This is a genomic window from Tateyamaria rhodophyticola (genome assembly GCF_047777875.1).
GTDB lineage: Bacteria > Pseudomonadota > Alphaproteobacteria > Rhodobacterales > Rhodobacteraceae > Tateyamaria.
Genome location: NZ_CP180519.1, coordinates 1,115,214 through 1,137,956 on the forward strand (window position 1 = coordinate 1,115,214; position 22,743 = coordinate 1,137,956).

Sequence of the window (22,743 nt, forward strand, 5' to 3'; positions counted from 1 at the left end):
GGCTATCTCCGTCCCCTGCCCGGCTTTTGCCGTGGCTTTTCGGCCCGCACCAGTTTGAACCGCGCATCGCCGTCCAGATCAACCACTTTGGCAAAGGCCTGATCCAGCGCGTCTTCATAAGGCAAATGCCGGTTTGCCACCATCCAGAGGGCCCCGTGCGGACGCAGAATGCGCGCCGCCTGTGCAATGAACGCGCGGCCAAGACCGGGGTCCGCCGCACGGCTTTTGTGAAACGGCGGGTTCATCACCACGGCGTCCACCTTGGTCGGCGGCACCCATGTCGTGGCATCCGCCCAATGGAACTGCGCACGCGGGTCGGTCACGTTGTGCCGCGCGCATTGCAATGCCATGTCATGCGCCTCGACCAGATGCACGGTTTCCACGTCACGGGTCAGCACATGCGCGCTCAAAAATCCCCACCCTGCACCCAGATCGGCAACCGTGCCCACCATCGCCTCGGGCAGCGCGTCGCTGAGCAGCGCAGAGGCAGGATCCACCCCGTCCGCCGAAAACACACCCGGCGCGGTCCAGAACCCGTCCGGATGTAAGGCCGGCCCGGCCTCCCAATCCGCAAAATCGCCCGCAGCGGTGATCCAGTAGATCTTGCCATGCGCCTTGGAAATCGGCGCGCTGACCTCACCGCGTTTCCGCAAGGCCTTGAGCATCGAATCCGCGCCATCGACCTTTTGCCCGTCGATGATCACCAGTCCGTCGGTTTGCGCCACCGCCCTGGCAATCAGCGCCTGCGCCTCGGCGCGCGCGCGGGTCAGGCATACGATGCTGGCTGCAAACCGGTCCTCGGGCAGCTCTGCCGCAACCGCGTAACCACGGTCGCGAAACGCCTCACAGACCATCACCAGCGGCGACACGATCAGCACACGTTCCCGTGGCAGGTCCGAGAGGTCCGCGTGAATGTCAGGATGCAAAACGGCCAAACGGCCATCTGCCGGAAGCGACACCGCTTCCAGCGCAAGTGGCAACCGGTCCCCGATCACCTACTCTTCTTTCTCCATGGTGCACTGCAACGGGTGCTGATGGCGACGGGCATAATCCATCACCTGCGCCACTTTGGTCTCTGCAATCTCGTGACTGAACACACCGACGACTGCCAGACCCTTCTTGTGCACCGTCAACATGATCTCGAACGCCTGCGCATGGTTGAGACCAAAGAACCGTTCCAGCACATGCACCACGAATTCCATCGGCGTATAGTCGTCATTCAAGAGCAGCACCTTGTACAGAGGGGGCCGCTTGGTCTTGGGCTTGGTTTCGGTGACGACGGCGGTATCGCCATCATCATCCTGCTTGTCCGCCATCATGTGCCACACGGAGTGCATCTGCGCCTCTTGTTCCGGGAATCCACTGGAGTGCCTTGGGAGGCTCTATATAACGCTGTCAGCCGTTTAGAAAAGAGAAAGCGCACGCATTGTCACATGGCCGTTCACCGTTGCGCTGCATTGCCTTTGATGCCGATGACACGCTTTGGCACAACGAACGCTACTTTCAGCTGACGCAAACACGGTTCCAGACGCTGCTTGCACCGCACACGGACACGACCGATTTGGATGCACGCCTTATGGCGGCAGAGCGGCGCAACATTGGTCACTATGGCTTTGGCGTCAAAGGGTTCACACTGTCGATGATCGAAACCGCGCTAGAGGTGACGGACAACGCCGTGCCCGGCGCCGTGATCTCCGAACTGATCGCGGCAGGTCAGGAGATGTTGCAATATCCGATCGACCTGTTGCCCCATGCCGCCGAGGCTGTCGCCGCGGCGAAGGACCATGCCCCGGTTCTGCTGATCACCAAGGGCGATCTGCTGGATCAAGAACGCAAGCTGGCGCAATCGGGCCTGGGTGACATGTTCGACGGGGTCAAAATCGTGTCGGATAAGACACCGGACGTCTACACGCGCGTCTTTGCGCCCTTTGGGGGTGCGGCCTCTGGCATGATGATCGGCAATTCGATGAAATCGGACGTGCGGCCCATGATCGACGCAGGCGGTCACGGCGTCTATGTGCCCCACGATCTGCAATGGGATTTTGAGGCCGCCGACGCACCCCACGACCACCCCCGTTATCACGCACTCAGCGATCTTGGCGATCTGGCTGATGTGTTGGGCGGCTTTGCCACATTCTCGCCACAATCGCCGGTGTAGCGGCTGCGACCCTGCATGCCCCAACATCTTGCAACGCTGCTGTGCAGAAAAACGGAAACGTGAGGTCCGACAAGCCTTTATCGAAAATCGTTCCTGTGTTAGCTTTATCTCATAAAAATATGGCCAGTCGAAAAATCGGCGGCCTGAGGCAGACATAGGCAGGTTTATCGTGAAGGTTCGGCGCACACAGCCGGCCCGTATTGGGCTTTTCGTATTCGCGGCACTCTGGATGTTCATCATCCTCCCGGCTTCCGTCATGGCGGCGCCGTATGCTGCAATGGTCATTGACGCACGTACCGGAGAGGTTTTGCATTCGCGCAATGCCGACACCCGGCTGCATCCGGCATCGCTGACCAAGATGATGACGCTCTATATTGCGTTTCAGGCGGTCGAACGGGGTGAGATCACGCTGGACACCAAGGTCAAGATATCCAAATTCGCCGCATCCGAGCCGCCCTCGAAACTGGGCCTGCGCCCGGGCCAGAGCATTGCGCTGCGCTACCTCATCCGCGCCGCTGCGGTGAAATCTGCCAACGATGCGGCCACCGCGATTGGCGAGGCGATCTCCGGCTCCGAAGCCGCCTTTGCCCGGCGCATGACCCGCACAGCCAAATCGCTTGGCATGACCCGCACAACGTTCAAGAACGCGCACGGCCTCACGGAAAACGGACACATGTCCACGGCCCGGGACATGACCGTGCTGGGGCGCCACGTGCTCTATGACTACCCGCAATATTACAACCTGTTCTCGCGCACCACGACCCATGCGGGCGTGCGCGAAGTGGCCAATACCAACCGCCGCCTGCTGGCGAATTACCGCGGTGCCGACGGGATTAAGACTGGCTACACCCGCGCTGCGGGCTTCAACCTTGTGGCCAGCGCAGAACGCGGCAATGAACGGATCATTGCCACTGTGTTCGGTGGCAAATCCACGGCCTCCCGAAATGCCAAGGTGGCAGAGCTGCTGGATATGGGCTTCCGCCGTGCCCCGTCGCGCGCACCGCTGCGCAAACCGCAAAAGCCGGGCTATACACCGGACACGGGCCCCGTTGTTGTCGCAGGCGACCAATCCGCGCCCAAAGGTGCGGGCAAGATCATTCGGCTGACAGGGGCCGTGAAACGGTCGCTCCGGCCGCAACTGCGCCCCGGCGCGGAAGCACCTGCCGAACCGGTACTGGTGGCGAATGCCCCCCAAGCCGCGGTTCAGGCGGACGATATCCTGACCGCGCTTGAAGCAGCGCAGGCCGAGCCGCCCAAACTGGTAGTGACACCGATGAAACGACCGGCTGCGCGACCCGGCGACGTCGTGCTTGCCCGGGCAGAACCCGAAGTGGTCACGCGCCTGTCAACCTCCGGGGGCCGCCACTGGGGCCTGAATGTCGGACGCTATCCCAGCCGGTACAAGGCGGAAAAGGTGCTGTTGCAGACGGCACTGACCGAAATGTCGTCCCTCGACGGGTCGCTCCGCAAAGTGGTGCAAAAGCCGCAAGGGTTCGACGCCAATTTCATGGGCATGACACGCGAACAGGCAGACCTGGCCTGCCGCAGGTTGCAAGCGCGCAAGGTGACCTGCTTCACCATCGGCCCGAAATCCTGAACAACGCCAAAGGGACGGTGGGCGGGGCGTCTTTGGCCAAAGGCCAAACAGCGTCCGCACACCGTCACGGGCGCGGACGATCGTCCCATGTCCGGTCCAGAATGCGCTGGCTGTCGCCATCCGGGTCCTCATATTGACGACTGCGCAGCGTATACAAAAACCCTGCCAAACCGACGGCCCCCAACAGCAGGGACACCGGGATGAGATAGACCAGCACGTTCATCTCCAAATCCCCCGCAATGCGTTGAGCGATACGGTAATGGACGATGCCGACATCGCAAGTGCGGCTATCAACGGCGTGGCCATCCCCGCAATGGCCAGCGGCACCGCGATCACGTTGTAAACCGTCGCAATCCTGAAATTCTCGGCGATCCGTTGGCGCGCGGTACGGGCACAGCGCAGCACATCCGGCAGCACATCCATCTGCGCACCCAACAAAACCATATCCGACGCGACACGTGCCGCATCCAGCGCAGAGGCCGGCGACAGGCTGACATGCGCCGCTGCCAAGGCGCCCGTGTCGTTCAAACCATCCCCCACCATCAGCACGTTGCACCCCTGCGCCTGTAACGCCGCAATATGCGCAACCTTGTCCTCGGGCAGGCAATTGGCATGGGCCACGTCGATACCCGCGGCACGTGCCGTCGCCGCCACCGGCGCGTCCCGGTCCCCGGATATCATCAACACCCGCAGGCCTGCAGCCTTGAGCCCCGCCACCATATCGCGCACGCCGGGGCGCAGCGTATCGGCAAAGCGGATGCGCGTCGCGGGGCTGTCCCCCACGGCGACCCAGGTCCCAAGATGTGTGTCCGTCACCGCGTCGGCCACACCAGCCCACCCGGCCCGTCCCATGCGCACCGGGATGCCGCGCCACAGGGCTTCCGTGCCAAAACCAGGCACCTCGCGCAGATCCGTCACCTGCGCGGCCTCCCCCGCCTGTGCCGCAATCGCAACCGCCAGCGGGTGCGCCGATCCTTGCGCCAAGGCCAAGGCCACCTGCCGCACCTCCGGGTGCAGGTCCTCCCAGCCGATGACCTGCGGCACCCCTTCGGTCAGCGTGCCCGTCTTGTCGAACACGACCGTATCGACGGTCGCCACGCGCTCAAGCGCGGTTGCGCTCTTGATCAGAACGCCCCGCCGGAACAGCGCGCCGGACGCAGCCGTGGTAACGGCCGGAACAGCCAGCCCAAGCGCGCAGGGACACGTGATGATCAGCACCGCCGCCGCGATATTCAGCGCAACGCGCATGTCCCCGGACCACAGCATCCACCCCACCCAGGCGAGCGCTGCAAGGATATGCACCCCGGGCGCATAAAGCGCTGCGGCCTTGTCGGCGAGCGGGGTGTAGCGTGCCCGACCCGCTTCGGCCACGGCAACCAGATCTGCCAGACGGTGCAGCGCCGTGTCCCGTCCCACAGCGGTTGCCCGCACGCGCAACGGACCGCTCAGCACCGTTTCGCCCGCCGCAACTGTGGTGCCGGGCCCCGCCGGCACGGGCATCGTTTCGCCAGTGAGCATGGACCGGTCCAGCTCTGCCTGTCCCTCTTCGACTACCCCGTCCACCGCGATACGCCCCCCCGCCCGCACGAGGATCAGATCACCCACCGAGACGTCAGAGGCGGGCACCTCCACCGGCACTCCCCCCACGATGCGTGTGACCCGCGGCACTTCAAGCGCCGTCAGCTCCTCTGCCGCGGACCGTGCAGCCGCGCGGGTGCGATGTTCCAGATACCGGCCGGCCAGCAGGAAAAAGCACAAGGTGATCGCTGCATCGAAATAGGCATGATGCCCGGACAGGATCGTTTCCCACAACGACGTGGCCAGCGCGAGCAAAACCGCAAGCGCAATGGGCACGTCCATCGACAACCGTCCGGCGCGCAATGCGCGCCACGCCCCTGCGAAAAACGGCTGTCCACAAAACGCAACGGCAGGCAGGGCAATCGCCGCGGAAATCCAGTGAAACATGTCCCGCGTCGCGTCCGTGGCACCCGACCAAACGGCAACAGACAACAACATGACGTTCATCGCGGCGAACCCCGCCACGGCCAGACGCATCAGCAGCATCCGCCCCGCGGCCTCTGTCGCCGTGCTTTGCAACGCTGTGCGGTCCAGCGGGTGGGCCACCACCCCGACCTCGGCTAGTGTGGCGACAAGCGTACCCGCCTCCACCGATGCGGACGGCGTCACATAGGCCCGCTTGAGCGTCAGGTTCACGCGCGCATCGGCCACATCCGGGTGCGCGATCAACGCGGCCTCAGCACTGCGAATGCAGTTGTGGCAATGGATCTCCGGCAGAGACAACAGAATGTCATCCCGGCGCACCTCGGGGGCCGCAACCGATACCGGTGCAGCCGCGCAACCGGGACAGGCCATGGGCCGGGGATCAGGGACAGCCGTCATGACATCTCACCCGTCCACAAACAGCGGAATACGCTGTTCGAATTCAGTGCCATCCTCAGCCACGGCCAGCAGGCGCACATGCCAATGCCCACGCTCCAACGTCATCGGCGCGGTCCAGCGTGCCCCGTCAAACGCCATATCGGGCGATATGTCCGCGGCCACATGTGTCGTGCGCCCCACGGTGACGTCCATCCGTGCCACCGCCGCCGGACGCGCCTGTGCATCAGCGATACGCAACGCAAGCGCGCCGCCCACATATTGCGCCTCCGCACGCCAGCCCAAACGATCCTGCGCCGCGCGTTTGGCTTCGAACTGCTGGCTCGCCACATAGGAATTGCCAACCTCCAGACCGGGAAACGTGTGCACCGCGTTGAACGCCAGAGTCAGGTTCACCGCAATGATGATCCCGAACCCGAAACAGAACATGGCGGCCACATGCCACCCTTTGAGCTCACGTGTCATCGCGTTGTCCTTCCGTTGAATGTTGTGTCGCGGTAGGCGCGGTCGCCCCCGCCGAGCGCCTCGACCCAGATGCGCACATCGCTGCTTGGGGTTTCCGACGGCGCAGCGCCTGCAGGCGCCACAAGGTAGACGCGTTGCAGGAACGTGGCGTCCGCAGGCACCGCCACCGATTGGTAGGGCGTCCCCTCAAGCTGGAGCCGCACGGACGGATCGCCCTTGACCGACAGGCGCAGGGTTTGCGCCTCTGCCGTCTTGTTGCGCAGGCGCACGTCATAGGTGTTGCGCACCGATCCGTCCGACATCGTCACGAATGTCGGGTTGCGCACCGGGGCCACGGTCAATTCCACGTCGGACCGGATGAACAGCGCAAAGACCAGGCCAAAGCCCACAAGCGCCCACAGCACGGTATAAAGGACCGTGCGCGTGCGCAGGATGTGCTGCCATGTGGGCTTGGGTTTCTGACCGGCCCGCTCGGCCTGTTCGTCGGTCAGCGCCATGTAGTCGATGAGGCCGCGCGGTTTGCCGACCTTGGCCATGATGTCATCACAGGCGTCGATACACAGCGCACAGGTGATGCATTCCAGTTGCTGACCGTCGCGGATGTCGATGCCTGCCGGGCACACGTTCACGCAGGCCATGCAGTCGATGCAATCGCCTTGCGTCTCGCCTTCGGGCACGCGGTGCTTGCGCGGCTCTCCGCGCCAGGCCCGGTATCCGACGGTCAGCGTGTCTTCGTCCATCATGGCGGCCTGAATGCGCGGCCACGGGCAGGCATAGTTGCAGATCTGTTCGCGCGCGAAGCCGCCAAAGAGGAACGTGGTGCCGGTCAGGATCGCCATGGTCGTGTAGGCGATGGGGTGGGCCTGCAAGGTCACCAGATCGCGCAGCAGCGTTGGCGCGTCCGCGAAATAGAACACCCACGCGCCGCCCGTGGCCAGCCCGATAAGCAGCCACAGCACCCATTTGGTCATGCGCAGCCGGGCCTTGCGCAGGTCCCATTTGGCTTGCCGGTGCAGGCGCAGACGCGCGTTGCGATCCCCCTCGACCCAGCGTTCCACGGCGATGAACAGGTCGGTCCAGACGGTCTGCGGGCAGGCATAGCCACACCACACCCGACCCAAGGCCGAGGTGAACAGGAACAGGCCGAGCCCCGCCATGATCAACAGCCCGGCGACAAAGTAGAATTCGTGCGGCCAGATCTCGATCCAGAAGAAGTAAAAGCGCCGGTTGGCCAGATCGAGCAGCACGGCCTGATCCGGCAGCGCCTCACCCCGGTCCCAGCGGATCCACGGCACGAGGTAGTAAATGCCCAGCGTCACGGCCATGATCCACCATTTCAGCGTGCGGAATTTGCCCGACACCCGTTTGGGGAAAATCGGCTCGCGTGCGGCGTAAAGGCTCGGGGCGGAATCGGACACGTGCGGGCACCTTGATCAAGTGGTCTGGCCCCTTGTGACAGCCCATCGCCGGGCGCACCTTGACTCAGGTCAAATCGCGCGCGGCCCGCGTGATCCATTTGACGAAAGCGCGCAGCGGCGGGCGCTGCACCCCCGGCCGCGTTACGAGGTGATAGCCGGCACCGGGCTGGTCCTCTTCCTCCAGCACGACAAGCCGGCCTGCGCGAATGTCGGCCTCCACAAACAGGCGGACGGTCACGGCCAGCCCCTGCCCGTCCCGCGCTCCGTCGATCAGCAGGTTGCCGGGCACCTGGGTCAACGGGCCCTGCACGCCCTCGGCAATGCCGCGATTGCGCAGCCAGCTGGTGCTTTCGGTGATCCCGATTTCCTCAAGCCACGGCAGCTTGCTAAGCGCGCGGGGGGTGGACGTGTCACGCCCCGCCACAAGGTCCGGGGCGGCGATGATGACCATGGATGTGGGGATCAGCAACTGATCCTCGACCCCCGGCCAGCCCCCGGGTCCATAGCGAATGGTCAGGTCCACATCGCCCGTCGCCGGTTTGACGAGGTCCGAGGTCGGGTTCAGCATGATGTTGATGTCGGGATGCAGGCTGCGGAATTCGGGCAGGCGCGGCATCAGCCACGCGGCGGCAAAGCTGGGCGTGGGCGAGATGTGCAGCGGGCGCGCGGCTTCGGCCCCGGTGATCAGCCCCACGGCCCGGTCAATCGCGCCAAACCCGTCCGCGCAGCCCTGCGCCAGGAATTCGCCATCCGGCGTCAGCCGCATGGCACGGCCCGACCGATCCAGAAGTGCGACGCCCAGATGCGCCTCGAGGCTGCGCAACTGCTGGCTGATCGCGGCGTGGCTGACGCCCAACGCGTCGCCCGCCGCCGTCACATTGCCCGTATCGGCAAAGGCGTGAAAGGCACGCAACGCGGCAAGCGGAGGCAGATCGCGCAGATTCATATGTTACCCCAGCTTACACATCAGCATTCTTATTGAGTCGCACAAAACCACAAATAGCGCAATATGACAGGCACAAAGCGACTACAGGAGGCTCACGCCATGTTTGACATTTACGCTCGAACTTTCATGACTGCGACCCGCAATGAACCCGCGAAACGTCCCTGCGTCCCGGTGAAGCCTGCCACGCGGCGCGGATGGCTGGGCCGCCAGACGCGGTGCATTGATCTGGACAAGCTGTGATGCGGATCGCCCTTTCGACCCCCCGTGTGGATGCCATCAAGTGGGGCGCGTCCCTTGCCCAGATTGCGGGGTACGCCGCGACTGCGAGCGGGGCGACGCCGTGGAACATCTACTGTTTTCTGATCGGCATCGTGGGGTGGTTCATCGTGGGCGTTCATTGGAACGACCGGGCGATCATGCTGATCCATGTCGTGGCGCTGGCCGCGATGATCGTGGGCCTGATCACCAAATGACATAGGGCGCGGTCGGAGTGGCCGACCGCGCCCGCACAGCCCTCATGCAGGCAGGTTACTGCCCGCCTCCCCGGCTGTGAACGTAGAGCGCAACGGCGCGCAACTCGGCCTCGCTCAGCCGCCCCTGCCACGGGGGCATGACGCCAAAGCGGCTGTAGGTCACGGTTTCGATCAACCGCTCGGTGTCCCCCCCATAGAGCCAGATGGCGTCCGCAAGGTTGGGCGCCCCCTGCGAGATATCGCCCAGACCCTCTTCGCCATGGCAGGCCGAACAATTGTCGAGGTAAATCTCTGCCCCCGCTGCCGCCAATGTCGCGTCTTCCGGCGTGCCGGACAGCGATTTCACGTATTGGACGACGGCGAGGATTTCGCCCTCCTCGAGGATCTCGCCAAAGGCGGGCATCTGCGAATAGCGGCTGTCGAGGTCTTCTTCGTTGCGGATGCCGTGGGTGATGGTGAGGTGGATGTCTTCGATCGTCCCACCCCAGAGCCAATCATCATCCAGCAGGTTCGGATAGCCCGAGGCCTGCACACCCGCGCCGCCGGAGCCATGGCACTGCGCGCACCACGTGCGGAACACCGCGCCGCCCGCAGAAGTCGCATATTGCATCAGTTCGGCATCGGCGCTGACCTCTGTCAGCTCTGCGGCGACCAACGTTGCGTTGATCGCGCCATTGGCCTCTTCGACGGCGGCGATCTCGGTTGCGACCTCACCGCGTGTCGAATAGCCCAGCATGCCCGCCGTCGCGCTGTTGACCAAAGGCCACGCGGGATAGGCGATGGTGTAGCCGATGCCCCAGATGATCGTCAGGTAAAAGCACCACAGCCACCAGCGCGGCAGAGGGTTGTTCAGCTCTTCGATCCCGTCCCAGGCATGGCCGGTGGTGCCGATTTCCTTGTCTTTTTCGGTCTGCTCACTCATGACCGATCCTCCTCTGGAGAGATGGGGGCGTCATCATGCCGAAAGGGGATGTCGGCCGTGTCGCGATACGTGGCAGAGGATCCGGGCCGCATGACCCAAAAGAACACCCCCACAAAGATCGTGAACAACAACAGCAGCATCCAACTGTCGGCGAATTCGCGCAAAAGGCTGTAGGTTTCCATGGCCTCTCTCCTAGCGGTTGGCGTCAGCGACGAAGGTCGAGAAATCGACCAGCGTGCCCAGCATTTGCATGTAAGCGATCAGCGCATCGGCCTCGGACACACCCGGCTGGCCGTCAAAGTTGCGCACCTGCGCGCCCGGATACCGTTCAAGCACCCCGTCAAAGTCGCTGTCGGGATCAGCCTGGGCCACAAAGTCGGCCCGGGCGTTTTCGATCATCTCATCGGTGTAGGGCACGCCGACCATCCGGTGCGTGGCCAGCAGTTCGCCAATGTACTCGCCATCAAGGTCGGTCCGTTCGAGGAAGTCGTATTTCGGCATGACCGATTCCGGCACCACCGACTGCGGGTCGCGCAGGTGGGCAATGTGCCAGTCATCCGAATACCGCCCACCGACGCGGGCCAGATCCGGCCCGGTCCGCTTGGACCCCCATTGGAACGGGTGGTCATACATCGATTCCGCCGCGAGCGAGTAGTGCCCGTACCGTTCCACCTCGTCCCGCATGGGGCGGATCATCTGGCTGTGGCACACATAGCACCCTTCGCGCAGGTAGATGTCGCGCCCGGCCAGTTCGAGCGGGCTGTAGGGGCGCATCCCTTCGACCTTTTCAATGGTGTTTTCGAGGTAGAACAGCGGGGCAATCTGAACGATCCCCCCGATCGTCACCACGAGGAAGCTGAAGACCAGCAGCAGCGTGGCGTTGCGTTCAAGGATCTTGTGTCTGTCGAGGATACCCATCTGTCCCTCCTTCATTCAGCAGGGACGGCTGTGGCCAGCGACTGCTCTTTGGCAGGCGCTGCTCGCACAGTCATCCAGAGATTGTAGCACATGACGCACGCCCCGGCGAGGAACAGAACCCCACCCAGTCCGCGCACCACGTACATCGGGAATTTGGCGCTGACGGTGTCGGCGAACGAGTTCACGAGGAAGCCGTTGGCGTCCACTTCGCGCCACATCAGCCCTTCCATGATGCCGGTGACCCACATCGATGCCGCGTAAAGCACGATGCCGATGGTCGCGAGCCAGAAGTGCCAGCTGACCAGACGCAGGGAATAGAGCCCCTGCCGTTTCCAAAGCACCGGCGTGAGGTAGTAGAGCGCGCCAAAGGTGATCAGCCCGTTCCAGCCCAGAGCGCCGGAATGCACGTGGCCAATGGTCCAGTCGGTGTAATGCGACAGCGAGTTTACCGCGCGGATCGACATCATCGGCCCTTCAAAGGTGGACATGCCGTAGAACGCCAGTGACGTCACCATCATCCGCAACACCGGATCGGTGCGCAGCTTGTCCCAGGCACCTTGCAGCGTCATCAGGCCGTTGATCATACCGCCCCAGCTGGGCATCCACAGGATGATCGAAAACACCATGCCGAGGGTCGAGGCCCAGTCCGGCAACGCGGTGTAGTGCAGATGGTGCGGACCCGCCCAGATATAGAGGAAGATCAGCGCCCAGAAGTGGATGATGGACAGCTTGTAGCTGAACACAGGCCGCTCTGCCTGTTTCGGCACAAAGTAATACATCATGCCCAGGAACCCAGCCGTGAGGAAAAAGCCCACGGCGTTATGACCGTACCACCACTGCACCATCGCATCCTGCACACCCGCAAACAGCTGCACGGATTTGGAACCGAAGATGCTGACCGGGATCGAGATGTTGTTGACCAGATGCAGCATCGCAACCGTCACGATAAAGCTCAGCAGGAACCAGTTCGCGACGTAGATATGCGGCTCTTTCCGCTTGATGATCGTGCCCAGGAACACGGCCAGAAACGCGACCCAGACGATGGTCAGCCAGATGTCGATATACCATTCCGGCTCGGCATATTCCTTGGACTGCGTGCCCCCCAGCAGATAGCCGGTGGCCGCCAGCACGATGAACAGCTGAAAGCCCCAGAACACGAACCACGCAAGGTTCCCGCCCCAGAGCCGCGCCGCACAGGTGCGCTGCACAATGTAGAACGATGACGCAATCAGCGCGTTGCCCCCAAAGGCAAAGATCACCGCAGAGGTGTGCAGCGGGCGCAGACGGCCAAAGTTGGCGTAACCCTCGGACCAGTCGAAATTCAACACCGGAAAGGCCAGTTGAAAGGCGATGATCACCCCCACCAGAAATCCCGCGATGCCCCAAAAGGCCGTGGCAACCACCCCGGCCCGGACCACGCTGTCCAGATATTCGTTCTGTGGTGTGGCAAGGACCGGCTCGTCCGTGCGGCGCACCTCGTACAGAAACAATGCGCCCGCGATCAGCATGATCAGGACCGCATGGACCTGATACGCCAGATCACGCCCGTAATTCGCGGCAATTGCTGCCGCCAGCGTGACCAGACCAAGCGCAATCAGCTTCACATATTGTGCCATATTGCGTTCCCTTCTTTGACAAGGTCGCGCACCGCAGGGCGGACGCATCCTTGCGTTTCCATGACCGCGTTGTCGGACAACGGCGCCGTCCGGTCTTTGATCTGGGTCAACAGAAATCAGGAAATGACTTGCGCAAGGTCAACGCGCCCACAGCCGTGGCACGCGACAATGCGTCAAAGTGCACAAGGACAAAGGACCCGCACACGCATGTCGTACAAATCCATCCTGACCATCCTGTCCGGCGATCCGCAGTCCCTGCGCGGATTGAACGCCGCCATCTCAAAAGCCATCGCCTGGGACGCGCACCTGACGGTGATCTGCGTGGCAGTGGACAGCACAAATCACAGCTTCGCCTATGCCGAGATTAGCCCGACACTCATGCAAGGCAGCCTGGAGGACGCGCAACGCGCCGCATTGGCACTGGCCAAGGCGGCAACGACGGAGCTCGCCCGCCAGAACATGCGCCGCTGCGCGGTGGAGCCGGTCGTTGCACAGACAGGCCTGTTGGCGGCAACACTCCGGCGCTACGCCCGCTTTGCTGATCTGGTTGTGCTGGCAAAACCCTATGGCAGTGATGCGGGGCCCGACGCACCGGTTATGGTCGAAGCGGCCCTGTTTGAGGCCCACGCACCGGTGCTGATCGTGCCGGACGGTCTGGCTGCATGGATCGCGCCACGGCGTATCGCTGTGGCATGGAACGAAAGCGATGAGGCCCTGTCCGCTGTGCGCCGTGCCCTGCCGGTGCTACAGGCTGCGGACACGGTGTTCATCACGATCATCGACCCGCCCCAACACGGGCCGGATCGCAGTGATCCCGGCGGCTTGCTTGCGCAACAATTGGCCCGACACGGCGTCCGCTGCGAGGTCGATGTCCTCGCCCGCACATTGCCAAGGATCAGCGACCACCTGGCCCGCGCAACGCAGGACCGGGACGTGGACCTGATGGTGATGGGAGCCTATGGCCGGGCACGCTGGTCCGAAGCGATGTTTGGTGGCGCCACCCGTGACATGCTCGAACATTGCCCCGTGCCGCTTTTCCTCGCGCGCTGACATCGCCACAGCATGTGGGCCGGGGATGGTGGGCGGGGTGTCTTTGCTTGCAAAGCACGCCGTCCCAACAGCCTCAAATCAAAAGACCACCGTCGCTATCGTCGCCCGCCTGTTCCAGCAACGCGTCCAGATCCGGCACCAGGACACCGCGCTTGCCTTGCAAGGAAATGATGCCTTCGCGCTTCAACGCGGACACCTGCCGACTGACCGTCTCCAGGGTGAGGCCCAGATAATCCGCCATCGCCTCCCGCGTCAGCGGCAATTCGAACTGCACCGTCCGCGGACCATGCGGCCCGAGGATCGAATCGCGTCGTGCAAAGATCGCAAGCAGCGATGCGATCTTCTCCCGCGCCGTCTTGCGACCCAGAACCAACATCCACTCCCGCGCGGCATCCAACTCGTCCAGCGTCATTTCCAACAGCCGCTCCGCCACATGCGGGGTCGTCGCCATCATCTGCTCAAACGGGGCCTTGCGGAAACAGCACATCACCAGATCGGTGACCGCCACCACGTCATATCGCGCACCGCGCCGTCCCGGACGGCCCACAAAATCGGACGCCAGCAACAGGCCCACCATCTGGCGCCGCCCGTCCTCCATGGTCTGGGTCAGCGTCGCGGCACCGGACACGACCGACGCCACGAAATCCATCCGATCCCCGGCCCAGGCGACGGTCTGCCCGGCTTGATAGGTGCGATAGAACTTCATCTCTTCGAGCCGCGTCAGCTCGTCCGGCTCACATCGCGCACACACCGCGCGGTGACGAATGGGGCATTCGCTGCAATCCTGGTGAGCCAGGTCAGGGGACAGGGTCATGGCAAATCCAACTGGTGTTGATCTGCGTCAAAGCGCACTTGATGGATCAAGCGTATCAACTTCACCATGGAAACCGAAAGCAAATTCACGCGCTTGGGTCTTTTTGACGCGAAAGTGCCCCGCTACACCAGCTACCCCACAGCGCCGCATTTTTCGGACGCCGTCGGACCAGAGCAGATGCAAACCTGGCTGCGCGCGGTGCCGGATGCGTCCGAAATATCGCTCTACATTCATGTCCCGTTCTGTCGCAGGCTCTGCTGGTTCTGCGCCTGCCGCACCCAGGGCACCACCACCGCAGCGCCGGTTCAAAGCTATCTCGACACCGTACTGCAAGAGCTGGCCATGTTGCGTGACGCACTGCCAGACGGCGTCCGCATCAAACGTCTGCATTGGGGGGGCGGCACGCCGACCCTGCTTGATCCCGCGATGATCACGGCCCTCGCCGGGCGTATCGAACATGTCGCACCCTTTGCGCCCGACTATGAATTCTCCGTCGAAATCGACCCCAACGAAATCGACCGGCCGCGGGTCGAGGCGCTGGCGGCGGCCGGTATGACCCGCGCCTCGATCGGCGTTCAGGATTTCGATCCCGAAATCCAAACCATCATTGGACGGGATCAAAGCTTTGAAATCACGGCCCGCGCCGTGGACATGCTGCGCGCCACAGGGATCGACAGCCTGAACGCGGATATCCTGTTCGGGCTGCCGCACCAGACGCCACGCCGCATGACCTCCAGCGTCACCAAGCTGTTGTCGCTGGGTCCGGACCGTATTGCGCTTTACGGCTATGCGCATGTGCCGTGGATGGCGCGGCGGCAAAACCTCATCCCCTCGGATGCCTTGCCGACGCCTCAGGAACGGCTGGGCCTCTTTGACGTGGCGCGCAAATTGTTTGTGTGGGACGGGTACGACGAGATCGGCATTGATCACTTCGCAGTGCCATCCGACGGCCTCGCCCGCGCCCGTTCTACGGGCACCCTGCGCCGAAACTTCCAAGGGTACACCGATGATCAAAGCGCCGTCCTGATTGGTGTTGGTGCCTCCTCAATCTCCCGCTTCCCGCAAGGCTATGCGCAAAACGCATCCGCGACGTCGCGTTATGCCAGTGCCATCGCAAACGGCACCCTGGCCACGGCGCGCGGCCACGCGTTCCGGGGCGATGACACCATGCGCGCCCACCTGATCGAAGCGGTCATGTGCAATTTCGAAGTCAGCGCGACGGAGGTGCCCGGCGACCCAAGCGCAATCCACGCGCTGATGGCCTCCGCGCATGCGGCATTTGACGGCACAATCACACTGACGGGTGACCGGCTATTCATACCGCCCGACGCGCGCGCGCTGACCCGTATGGTGGCGAAACATTTCGATGCCTACATGATCGAAGAAGGGCGGCACGCCTCTGCGATCTAATGCGCGGCCTGCAGCAAGAGCCGTGTGTAATCCGTTTGCGGGCGCTCAAACAGGTCCTCGGATGCGCCCTGTTCGATCACGTCGCCCTGGCGCATCACCAGCACCTTGTGGCTCATCGCGCGCACGACCTTCAGGTCGTGACTGATGAACAGAAACGCCAAGCCGTACTTCACCTGCAGGTCGCGCAGCAGATCGACGATCTGCACCTGCACGGTCATGTCCAACGCCGATGTGGGTTCATCAAGCACCACCAGTTTCGGGCGCAGCACCATAGCCCGCGCAATGGCGATACGCTGACGCTGACCTCCGGAGAACTCGTGCGGATAGCGGTCCATGGTCAGCGGGTCGAGACCCACTTCCGCCATCACCTCCGCCACCACTTCGCGCTGGGTGCGCCCGTCATCAATGCCGTGCACGCCCAGACCTTCGGCAATGATCTGCATCGCGGTCATGCGCGGTGACAGGGAGCCGAACGGGTCCTGGAACACGATCTGCATATCCTTGCGCAGCCGCCGCAACTGACGCACGGACCACGCGCGAATGTCCTGCCCCATGTAAACGATGCGCCCCTCGGACGCGATCAGCCGCATGATGGCCAGCGCGAGCGTGGTTTTCCCTGACCCGCTTTCCCCCACGATGCCCACTGTTTCCCCCGCGCGCACTTGCAGCGTGGCGTCATTGACCGCCTTCACATGCCCCACCGTGCGGCGCAGGAAACCCGCCGTGATGGGGAACCAGATTTTCAGGTTCTCGGTCTCGGCAACCACCTCCGACCCCGCAGGCACCGGTGCGGGCGCACCGGACGGCTCCGCGCTCAGCAGCTTTTGCGTATAGGGATGCTTGGGCGCGTCGAAAATCTCTGCTGTGGGGCCGGTTTCGACGATCTCACCGTTCTGCATCACGCACACCCGGTCCGCGATCCGGCGCACAATGCCAAGGTCGTGGGTGATGAACAAAAGGCCCATGCCTTCGCTCTTCTTGAGATCAGCAAGCAGTTCAAGGATCTGCGCCTGAATGGTAACGTCAAGCGCCGTGGTCGGTTCATCCGCAATCAGGATGTCGGGCTTGTTGGCCAGCGCCATCGCGATCATCACCCGCTGCCGCTGCCCGCCGGACAATTGGTGCGGATACGCGTTCAGCCGGCTTTCGGCATCCCGGATGCCCACCTTGTCCAGCAGTTCGAGGATACGGCCCCGCGCGTTCTCGCCCACGATCCCCTGATGCAGGGCAAGGCTTTCGCCCAATTGCTTTTCAATCGTGTGCAGCGGGTTCAGCGATGTCATCGGCTCCTGAAAGATGAACGAGATGTCGTTGCCCCGCACCTTGCGCAGCAGGCGTTCATCCGCCCCGATCATCTGTTGCCCTTCATAGGTCACAGAGCCGGACACCTCGGCACTGTCACCAAGCAGGGACACGGTGGACAGCGCCGATACGGATTTGCCCGACCCGCTTTCCCCGACAAGCGCCACGGTCTCCCCGCGACCGACAGAGAACGACACGCCCTTGACCGCTTCGGTCAGCTGGCCATCCTGACGGAACGACACCCGCAGGTCTTCGACATTCAGCAGCATGCTCACGAAAAGGTCTTTCTTGGGTCGAACGCATCGCGGATGCCTTCGAAGATAAAGATCAAGAGGCTCAGCATCACGGCAAACACGGTGAAGGCCGTGAACGCGAGCCACGGCGCCTGCAGGTTCTGTTTCGCCTGCAGGGTCAGTTCACCCAGGGACGGGGCCGATGATGGCAGGCCAAAGCCAAGGAAATCCAGCGATGCCAGCGCCGAGATCGTGCCGGTAATGATGAACGGCAGCATGGTCAGCGTGGCGACCATCGCGTTGGGCAACATATGGCGGAACATGATGGTCAGGTTACTGACGCCAAGCGCTCGCGCGGCCCGCACATATTCAAGGTTTCGCGCCCGCAGGAATTCCGCCCGCACCACACCCACAAGGCCGGTCCAGCCAAAGAGCACAAGCAAAAACACCAAGAGCCAGAAACTTCGCCCCAGAATGGCGAACATGATGATGATCACGTAAAGACTGGGGGTGGAGGACCAGATCTCGATGATGCGCTGGAAAATGAGGTCCGTACGCCCCCCGAAATACCCCTGCACCGCGCCCGCGATGATCCCGATAACCGCCGAGGCACCCGTCACGATCAGGGTGAACAGCACCGACAGACGAAAGCCATGGATCACCCGCGCCAGCACGTCCCGCTTGGTCCCGTCCGTGCCCAGCAGGTTTTCGGGGTTGGGCGCAAGCGGAGCTGCACCGGGACGGTCTACCGCCGTATCATAGCTGTAGGGGATCAGCGGCCAGATCGCCCAGCCGCGGTTGATCTCTTCACCGTCCACGATGCCATCCCGGCTGTCTTCGATGATGGCCTCCGGGTCGTCGAAACAGGCGTCGAGACCTCCGGACGCGATCAGACACTGGACCTCTGGGTCGCGGTAGGCCGCTTCGGTCTGGAAATCACCGCCGAACGCCGTCTCCGGATAGAAATTCCAGATCGGCGTGTAGAATTCCCCTTCGTAGCGCACGAGGATCGGTTTGTCATAGGCGATGAATTCCGCCATCAGGCTCAGCCCGAACAGGATGCCAAAAATCCACAACGACCAGTATGCGCGCCGGTTTTTCTTGAAATTCGACCAGCGGCGCTTGTTCAGCGGCGACAGGGTGAAAACCCCGCGCTTGGGTTCGGGCACCGCGACTGGTTCGGCTGTGGGTTGCACGTCAGGCATCGCCATCAGCCTTCCCTCCGCTCAAAGTCGATGCGCGGATCGACCAGCACATACATCAGGTCCGACAGGATCCCCACGATCAGGCCCATGAGGCCAAAGATGTAGAGCGTGCCGAACACGATCGGATAATCCCGCGCCACCGCCGCCTCAAACCCGAGCCGCCCGAGGCCGTCGAGGCTAAAGATCGTCTCAATGATCAGTGAGCCTCCGAAAAAGACCGAGATGAAAACCGCGGGAAACCCCGCAATCACGATCAGCATCGCGTTGCGGAACACATGGCCGTAAAGCACCCGGCGCTCCGACAGGCCCTTGGCCCGCGCCGTCATCACATAGAGCTTCTTGATCTCATCAAGAAAGCTATTTTTGGTCAGCAGGGTCAGCGTGGCAAACGCGCCGATGGTGCCGGCCAGAACCGGCAGGAACGCATGCCAGGCATAGTCCACAACCTTGCCCCACGCGCTCAGGTCCTCCCAATTGTCGGACGTCAGCCCGCGCAACGGGAAGATCTGCAGGTAACTGCCCCCCGCAAACAGCACCAAAAGCAGGATCGCAAACAGAAACCCCGGGATCGCATAGGCAGCAATGATGGCCCCGGACGTCCACGTGTCAAAGGGCGTGCCGTCCCGCACCGCCTTGCGGATGCCCAAGGGGATCGACACGACATAGGCAATCAGCGTCGACCAAAGCCCGAGCGTAATCGACACGGGCAGCTTTTCGATGACCAGATCAATGACGCTGATCGACCGGAAATAACTCTCTCCGAAATCGAACCGGGCATAGTTCCAGACCATGTTCAGGAACCGCTGCACCGGCGGCTTGTCAAAACCGAACTCCCGCTCCAACTCCTCGATGAACTCGGGCGGCAGGCCCCGCGCACCGACATAGGTGCTGTCCGACGCGGTGTTCAGCTCTTCTGCCCCCAGCTCCTGCGCACCGGCATCATTGTTGCCCCCGGCAAACCCGCCGAACACATCGCCCCCCCCTTGGGCACGCGCAATCGCCTGCTCCACCGGCCCGCCGGGCACGAACTGTGTCAGGGTGAAGTTCACCAGCAGAATGCCCAGCAGGGTTGGAATGACCAACAACAGCCGTCGAAGGATATAGGGGGCCATGGTGGCTTACCTCAGCGCGCCGGAGGCGGTCAGCGCTTGCGCCTTTTCCTCATTGAACCACCAGAAATCCAACTGGCCCAAAGCATAGGGCGGAATTTCCGCGGGGTGCTCGAACATGTCATAATAGGCAACCCAGTGCGTGGGTTTGTACCACACCGGGATCATGATGAATTCATGGCGCAGCGCACGGTCCAGCGCCATCAGTGACGCCTCTTCATCTTCGCGCGTCTCTGCGTTCAGCGACGCTTCGATAATCGCATCCACCAGGGGGCTTGCCAGCCCCGCCGGGTTGAACAGCGAAAATTCGGCCGCCTCGGATCCATACCGCTGCATCAGGCCAGTGCCGGTGCCCAGAAACGCGGCATAGCCATCGAACACAAGGTCATAGTCGCGATCCCGCTCGCGGGCGGTGTATTGCGACGGGTCCACCTTTTCGAGGGTGATATCGATGCCGAGTTTTTCCACGTTGGACGTGAAGTTTTCGGCCACCCCCGTCAGCGTATCGCCCGACGACGAATTAAACAGGAAATTCAGCGACAAGGTCTCCCCGGCCGCATTCCGCCGCAGGCCGTCATCTCCGACGGCCCATCCCGCCTCGTCCAGCAAGGCCATCGCCTTGCGCGCATTGCGCCGATCAAAAAGCCGCGCCGCGTTCGACGTATGCGGCACCCGGACCTCTTCGGAAAACACCGACGCGGGAACCACATCGCCAAGGCCCTCGAGGAATGCCTTTTCCGCACCTTCGGGCACGCCGGTCGCCATCAATGGCGTGTCTTGGGTGAAGGATGCGCGTTGCTGAAACAGGCCATATTGCAGCGATTCATTTGTCCATTCGAAGTTGTAGGCCAGCGCGATGGCCTCGCGCACGCGGACGTCCTGCAACGTGTCGCGCAGCAGGTTGAACACGATGCCCGATGGCGACGGTGGCGACCCGTCCGGCAGTTCTTCCAGCTTGATCGCCCCGCTTTCGACCTTTGCGGTTTTGTAGCCTGTGGCCCACTTCTTGCTGTCACCTTCGGTGCGGTATGTGAATTCGCCCGCGAGGAACCCCTGGAACGCGGCATCCGCGTCGCCAAAATACTCGATCCGGATGCGATCAAAGTTGTTGCGGCCCACATTGACCGGCAAATCGTTGCCCCAATAATCCGGGTTGCGTTCGTAGACGATGCGACGGTTCACATCGACATCCGCCACCACATAGGGGCCAGACCCGGGTGAGATTTCCAACCGGCTTTCATCCAGACCCGCGCCGGTCTCTTCGTACCACTTCTTCGACCATGCGGGCACGAAACCCACCTGATCAATCAGGCTGCGCCGCGAAATACCGGGCGTGAAGTAGAACTTGATCGTATGGTCATCGATCACTTCGACCTTGGGGATCCGTTTGCGCACCGCATCGGCATAGGATTTCAGCCCCTCATCCAGAAGCAGGTTGTGCGAAAACGCGATGTCATGCGCCGTCACGGGAGATCCGTCGGAAAACCGTGCTTCGGGCCGCATATAGAAAATGACCCAGTTCTTGCCCTCGTCATATTCAATCCGCTCGCACAGCAGACAATAGCTCTCGCCATACACATCGGCCGGGACAGAGGTGCTGTTTACCCCTTCGGCCAAAAGGCTTTCATAGATCGAGGAAGCCAGGGCGCCCGCCCGTCCCTTGCGCGTGTAAGGATGCATGGAATCGAACGTGCCCACGACGCCCAACGCAATCTCGCCGCCCTTGGGCGCGTCTGGGTTCACATACTCAAAATGCGTGAAATCCTCGGGATAGGTCAGATCGCCGTAGAACGAATACCCGTGGCTGGAGATGATCGTTTCATGGCCGTCGGCACGGACCTGTGTCGCGGCAAAGCCCAGTCCCGCCATCAAAAGGCCAACGCTGCCCCATTCCACCCATCGCTGATGCAGTGCCTTGGCACGGGTTGCGGTGCGGGCGGGACGCTTGGGGTGATGCATCGGGGTCTCCTTCATGAGGCCTGCGGGGCAGAAAATGTCGTCTGAATGACGATTTAAGCTAAATCCGCCCTACGCCAATATGCAACGCAAGAATGATGCCGAAATCTGTGTTCAGATTACGGGATCGTGTTTTGTGTTGCGTGTTTGGGTGTCGCTGCGCGCACAAAAAAAGCCGCGCAACACCTGTTGCACGGCTTTTTGCGATACTGTCAGGCGGATCAGCCGCCGGCGCTTTCGAGGTAAGCGATCAGGTTGGCGCGGTCTTCGATGTCTTTGACACCGCGATAAGCCATGGAGGTGCCCGGCGCGTAACCCGATGGGTTTTCGAGGAATTCGTTCAGGACATCAACAGTCCACACCTCGGCAACCTCGCTCAGGGCACCGGAATAGGCGCCGTAATCCGCGACCGATCCCACGTCGCGCCCAACCACATTGTAAAGGTGCGGGCCGGTGCCGTTCGCGCCGTCCTCAAGCTTGTGACACGCGCTGCACTGACGGAAGATCCGTGCACCGGCGCCTGCATCCGCAGCCGCATACACATCGGCAAAGGCCACTTCGACAACCTCTTCGGCGGGTTCATCCGCGCCTGTGTCAATCACGTAGGCCTGCTCGCCGTGACCACCGACATGGTACAGCTCGTCTGCAGCCCATTTGCCAAGCAGGAAAACCAGCAGCGCGCCACAGACGCTGGCTGCAATCTTTGTAAATGTCATCGTGTCGAACATATGGCTTCCGATTCCGTGGATAGAGT

General features: G+C 62.5%; 23 protein-coding genes. 6 read left to right on the plus strand and 17 right to left on the minus strand.

Going from position 1 to position 22,743, the window contains the following annotated elements:
* Positions 1-2: 2 nt before the first annotated feature.
* Together ACERHN_RS07005 and clpS are read right to left on the minus strand one after the other, a co-directional pair.
* Complete coding sequence (locus ACERHN_RS07005) at positions 3-995, minus strand: class I SAM-dependent methyltransferase (protein ID WP_415921929.1); 993 nt, start codon at positions 993-995, stop codon at positions 3-5.
* Positions 996-1,319 carry an ATP-dependent Clp protease adapter ClpS gene (gene clpS / locus ACERHN_RS07010; protein WP_415921930.1) on the minus strand — a complete coding sequence of 108 codons (324 nt, stop codon included), beginning with the start codon at positions 1,317-1,319 and terminating at the stop codon, positions 996-998. It lies immediately after the preceding gene.
* Between the two features lie 107 nt (positions 1,320-1,426).
* Between clpS and ACERHN_RS07015 the strand changes: the two genes are divergently transcribed.
* Together ACERHN_RS07015 and ACERHN_RS07020 are read left to right on the plus strand one after the other, a co-directional pair.
* Positions 1,427-2,158, plus strand: a complete 732-nt coding sequence (locus ACERHN_RS07015) for an HAD family hydrolase (protein WP_415921931.1) — start codon at positions 1,427-1,429, stop codon at positions 2,156-2,158.
* Positions 2,159-2,327: 169 nt separating this feature from the next.
* Positions 2,328-3,755 (plus strand): serine hydrolase, encoded by a 1,428-nt coding sequence (locus tag ACERHN_RS07020; RefSeq protein ID WP_415921932.1) that lies wholly within the window; start codon positions 2,328-2,330, stop codon positions 3,753-3,755.
* 64 nt (positions 3,756-3,819) lie between these two features.
* Here ACERHN_RS07020 and ccoS read toward each other — a convergent pair whose 3' ends face one another.
* The 5 genes from ccoS to ACERHN_RS07045 form a co-directional block, all read right to left on the minus strand.
* Positions 3,820-3,978 (minus strand): cbb3-type cytochrome oxidase assembly protein CcoS, encoded by a 159-nt coding sequence (ccoS, locus tag ACERHN_RS07025; protein ID WP_415921933.1) that lies wholly within the window; start codon positions 3,976-3,978, stop codon positions 3,820-3,822.
* Positions 3,975-6,155, minus strand: a complete 2,181-nt coding sequence (locus tag ACERHN_RS07030) for a heavy metal translocating P-type ATPase (RefSeq protein ID WP_415921934.1) — start codon at positions 6,153-6,155, stop codon at positions 3,975-3,977. Before ACERHN_RS07030 ends, ccoS begins: the two co-directional genes overlap by 4 nt.
* A 6-nt stretch (positions 6,156-6,161) precedes the next feature.
* The gene (locus ACERHN_RS07035) at positions 6,162-6,617 is read right to left on the minus strand and encodes a FixH family protein (RefSeq protein WP_415921935.1); all 456 of its coding nucleotides are present in this window, start codon (positions 6,615-6,617) and stop codon (positions 6,162-6,164) included.
* Positions 6,614-8,035 (minus strand): cytochrome c oxidase accessory protein CcoG, encoded by a 1,422-nt coding sequence (gene ccoG / locus ACERHN_RS07040; protein ID WP_415921936.1) that lies wholly within the window; start codon positions 8,033-8,035, stop codon positions 6,614-6,616. The genes ACERHN_RS07035 and ccoG overlap by 4 nt, the downstream gene beginning before the upstream one ends.
* Before the next feature lie 64 nt (positions 8,036-8,099).
* Positions 8,100-8,981 carry a LysR family transcriptional regulator gene (locus tag ACERHN_RS07045; protein ID WP_415921937.1) on the minus strand — a complete coding sequence of 294 codons (882 nt, stop codon included), beginning with the start codon at positions 8,979-8,981 and terminating at the stop codon, positions 8,100-8,102.
* A gap of 99 nt (positions 8,982-9,080) precedes the next feature.
* Between ACERHN_RS07045 and ACERHN_RS07050 the strand changes: the two genes are divergently transcribed.
* On the plus strand, positions 9,081-9,221 hold the full coding sequence (locus tag ACERHN_RS07050; RefSeq protein WP_415921938.1) for a hypothetical protein: 141 nt from the start codon (positions 9,081-9,083) through the stop codon (positions 9,219-9,221).
* The gene (locus ACERHN_RS07055; protein ID WP_415921939.1) at positions 9,221-9,454 is read left to right on the plus strand and encodes a DUF6552 family protein; all 234 of its coding nucleotides are present in this window, start codon (positions 9,221-9,223) and stop codon (positions 9,452-9,454) included. The genes ACERHN_RS07050 and ACERHN_RS07055 overlap by 1 nt, the downstream gene beginning before the upstream one ends.
* A 55-nt stretch (positions 9,455-9,509) precedes the next feature.
* Here ACERHN_RS07055 and ccoP read toward each other — a convergent pair whose 3' ends face one another.
* From ccoP to ccoN, 4 genes are read right to left on the minus strand one after another with little or no spacing between them, the layout of a single operon-like run.
* Positions 9,510-10,376 carry a cytochrome-c oxidase, cbb3-type subunit III gene (gene ccoP / locus ACERHN_RS07060; protein WP_415921940.1) on the minus strand — a complete coding sequence of 289 codons (867 nt, stop codon included), beginning with the start codon at positions 10,374-10,376 and terminating at the stop codon, positions 9,510-9,512.
* Complete coding sequence (locus tag ACERHN_RS07065; RefSeq protein WP_415921941.1) at positions 10,373-10,558, minus strand: cbb3-type cytochrome c oxidase subunit 3; 186 nt, start codon at positions 10,556-10,558, stop codon at positions 10,373-10,375. The genes ccoP and ACERHN_RS07065 overlap by 4 nt, the downstream gene beginning before the upstream one ends.
* Positions 10,559-10,568: 10 nt before the next feature.
* On the minus strand, positions 10,569-11,294 hold the full coding sequence (ccoO, locus tag ACERHN_RS07070; RefSeq protein WP_415921942.1) for a cytochrome-c oxidase, cbb3-type subunit II: 726 nt from the start codon (positions 11,292-11,294) through the stop codon (positions 10,569-10,571).
* An 11-nt stretch (positions 11,295-11,305) separates the two neighbouring features.
* Positions 11,306-12,910: a cytochrome-c oxidase, cbb3-type subunit I gene (gene ccoN / locus ACERHN_RS07075; protein ID WP_415921943.1), complete on the minus strand. Its 1,605-nt coding sequence runs from the start codon at positions 12,908-12,910 to the stop codon at positions 11,306-11,308.
* Between the two features lie 207 nt (positions 12,911-13,117).
* Here ccoN and ACERHN_RS07080 point away from each other — a divergent pair, with 207 nt between their 5' ends.
* On the plus strand, positions 13,118-13,960 hold the full coding sequence (locus ACERHN_RS07080) for a universal stress protein (protein ID WP_415921944.1): 843 nt from the start codon (positions 13,118-13,120) through the stop codon (positions 13,958-13,960).
* Between the two features lie 73 nt (positions 13,961-14,033).
* On the opposite strand, the gene fnrL is transcribed toward ACERHN_RS07080, so the two are convergent.
* Complete coding sequence (gene fnrL, locus ACERHN_RS07085; RefSeq protein WP_415921945.1) at positions 14,034-14,774, minus strand: transcriptional regulator FnrL; 741 nt, start codon at positions 14,772-14,774, stop codon at positions 14,034-14,036.
* Between the two features lie 66 nt (positions 14,775-14,840).
* Between fnrL and hemN the strand changes: the two genes are divergently transcribed.
* Complete coding sequence (gene hemN / locus ACERHN_RS07090; RefSeq protein ID WP_415921946.1) at positions 14,841-16,184, plus strand: oxygen-independent coproporphyrinogen III oxidase; 1,344 nt, start codon at positions 14,841-14,843, stop codon at positions 16,182-16,184.
* Here the strand turns inward: hemN and ACERHN_RS07095 are convergent.
* The 5 genes from ACERHN_RS07095 to ACERHN_RS07115 form a co-directional block, all read right to left on the minus strand.
* Complete coding sequence (locus ACERHN_RS07095) at positions 16,181-17,755, minus strand: ABC transporter ATP-binding protein (protein ID WP_415922700.1); 1,575 nt, start codon at positions 17,753-17,755, stop codon at positions 16,181-16,183. The genes hemN and ACERHN_RS07095 overlap by 4 nt on opposite strands.
* Before the next feature lie 2 nt (positions 17,756-17,757).
* Positions 17,758-18,924, minus strand: a complete 1,167-nt coding sequence (locus ACERHN_RS07100) for an ABC transporter permease (protein ID WP_415922701.1) — start codon at positions 18,922-18,924, stop codon at positions 17,758-17,760.
* Between the two features lie 5 nt (positions 18,925-18,929).
* On the minus strand, positions 18,930-20,036 hold the full coding sequence (locus ACERHN_RS07105) for a microcin C ABC transporter permease YejB (protein WP_415921947.1): 1,107 nt from the start codon (positions 20,034-20,036) through the stop codon (positions 18,930-18,932).
* A 6-nt stretch (positions 20,037-20,042) separates the two neighbouring features.
* Positions 20,043-21,992 (minus strand): extracellular solute-binding protein, encoded by a 1,950-nt coding sequence (locus ACERHN_RS07110; RefSeq protein ID WP_415921948.1) that lies wholly within the window; start codon positions 21,990-21,992, stop codon positions 20,043-20,045.
* 218 nt (positions 21,993-22,210) lie between these two features.
* Positions 22,211-22,717, minus strand: a complete 507-nt coding sequence (locus tag ACERHN_RS07115; RefSeq protein ID WP_415921949.1) for a c-type cytochrome — start codon at positions 22,715-22,717, stop codon at positions 22,211-22,213.
* Positions 22,718-22,743: the final 26 nt, after the last annotated feature.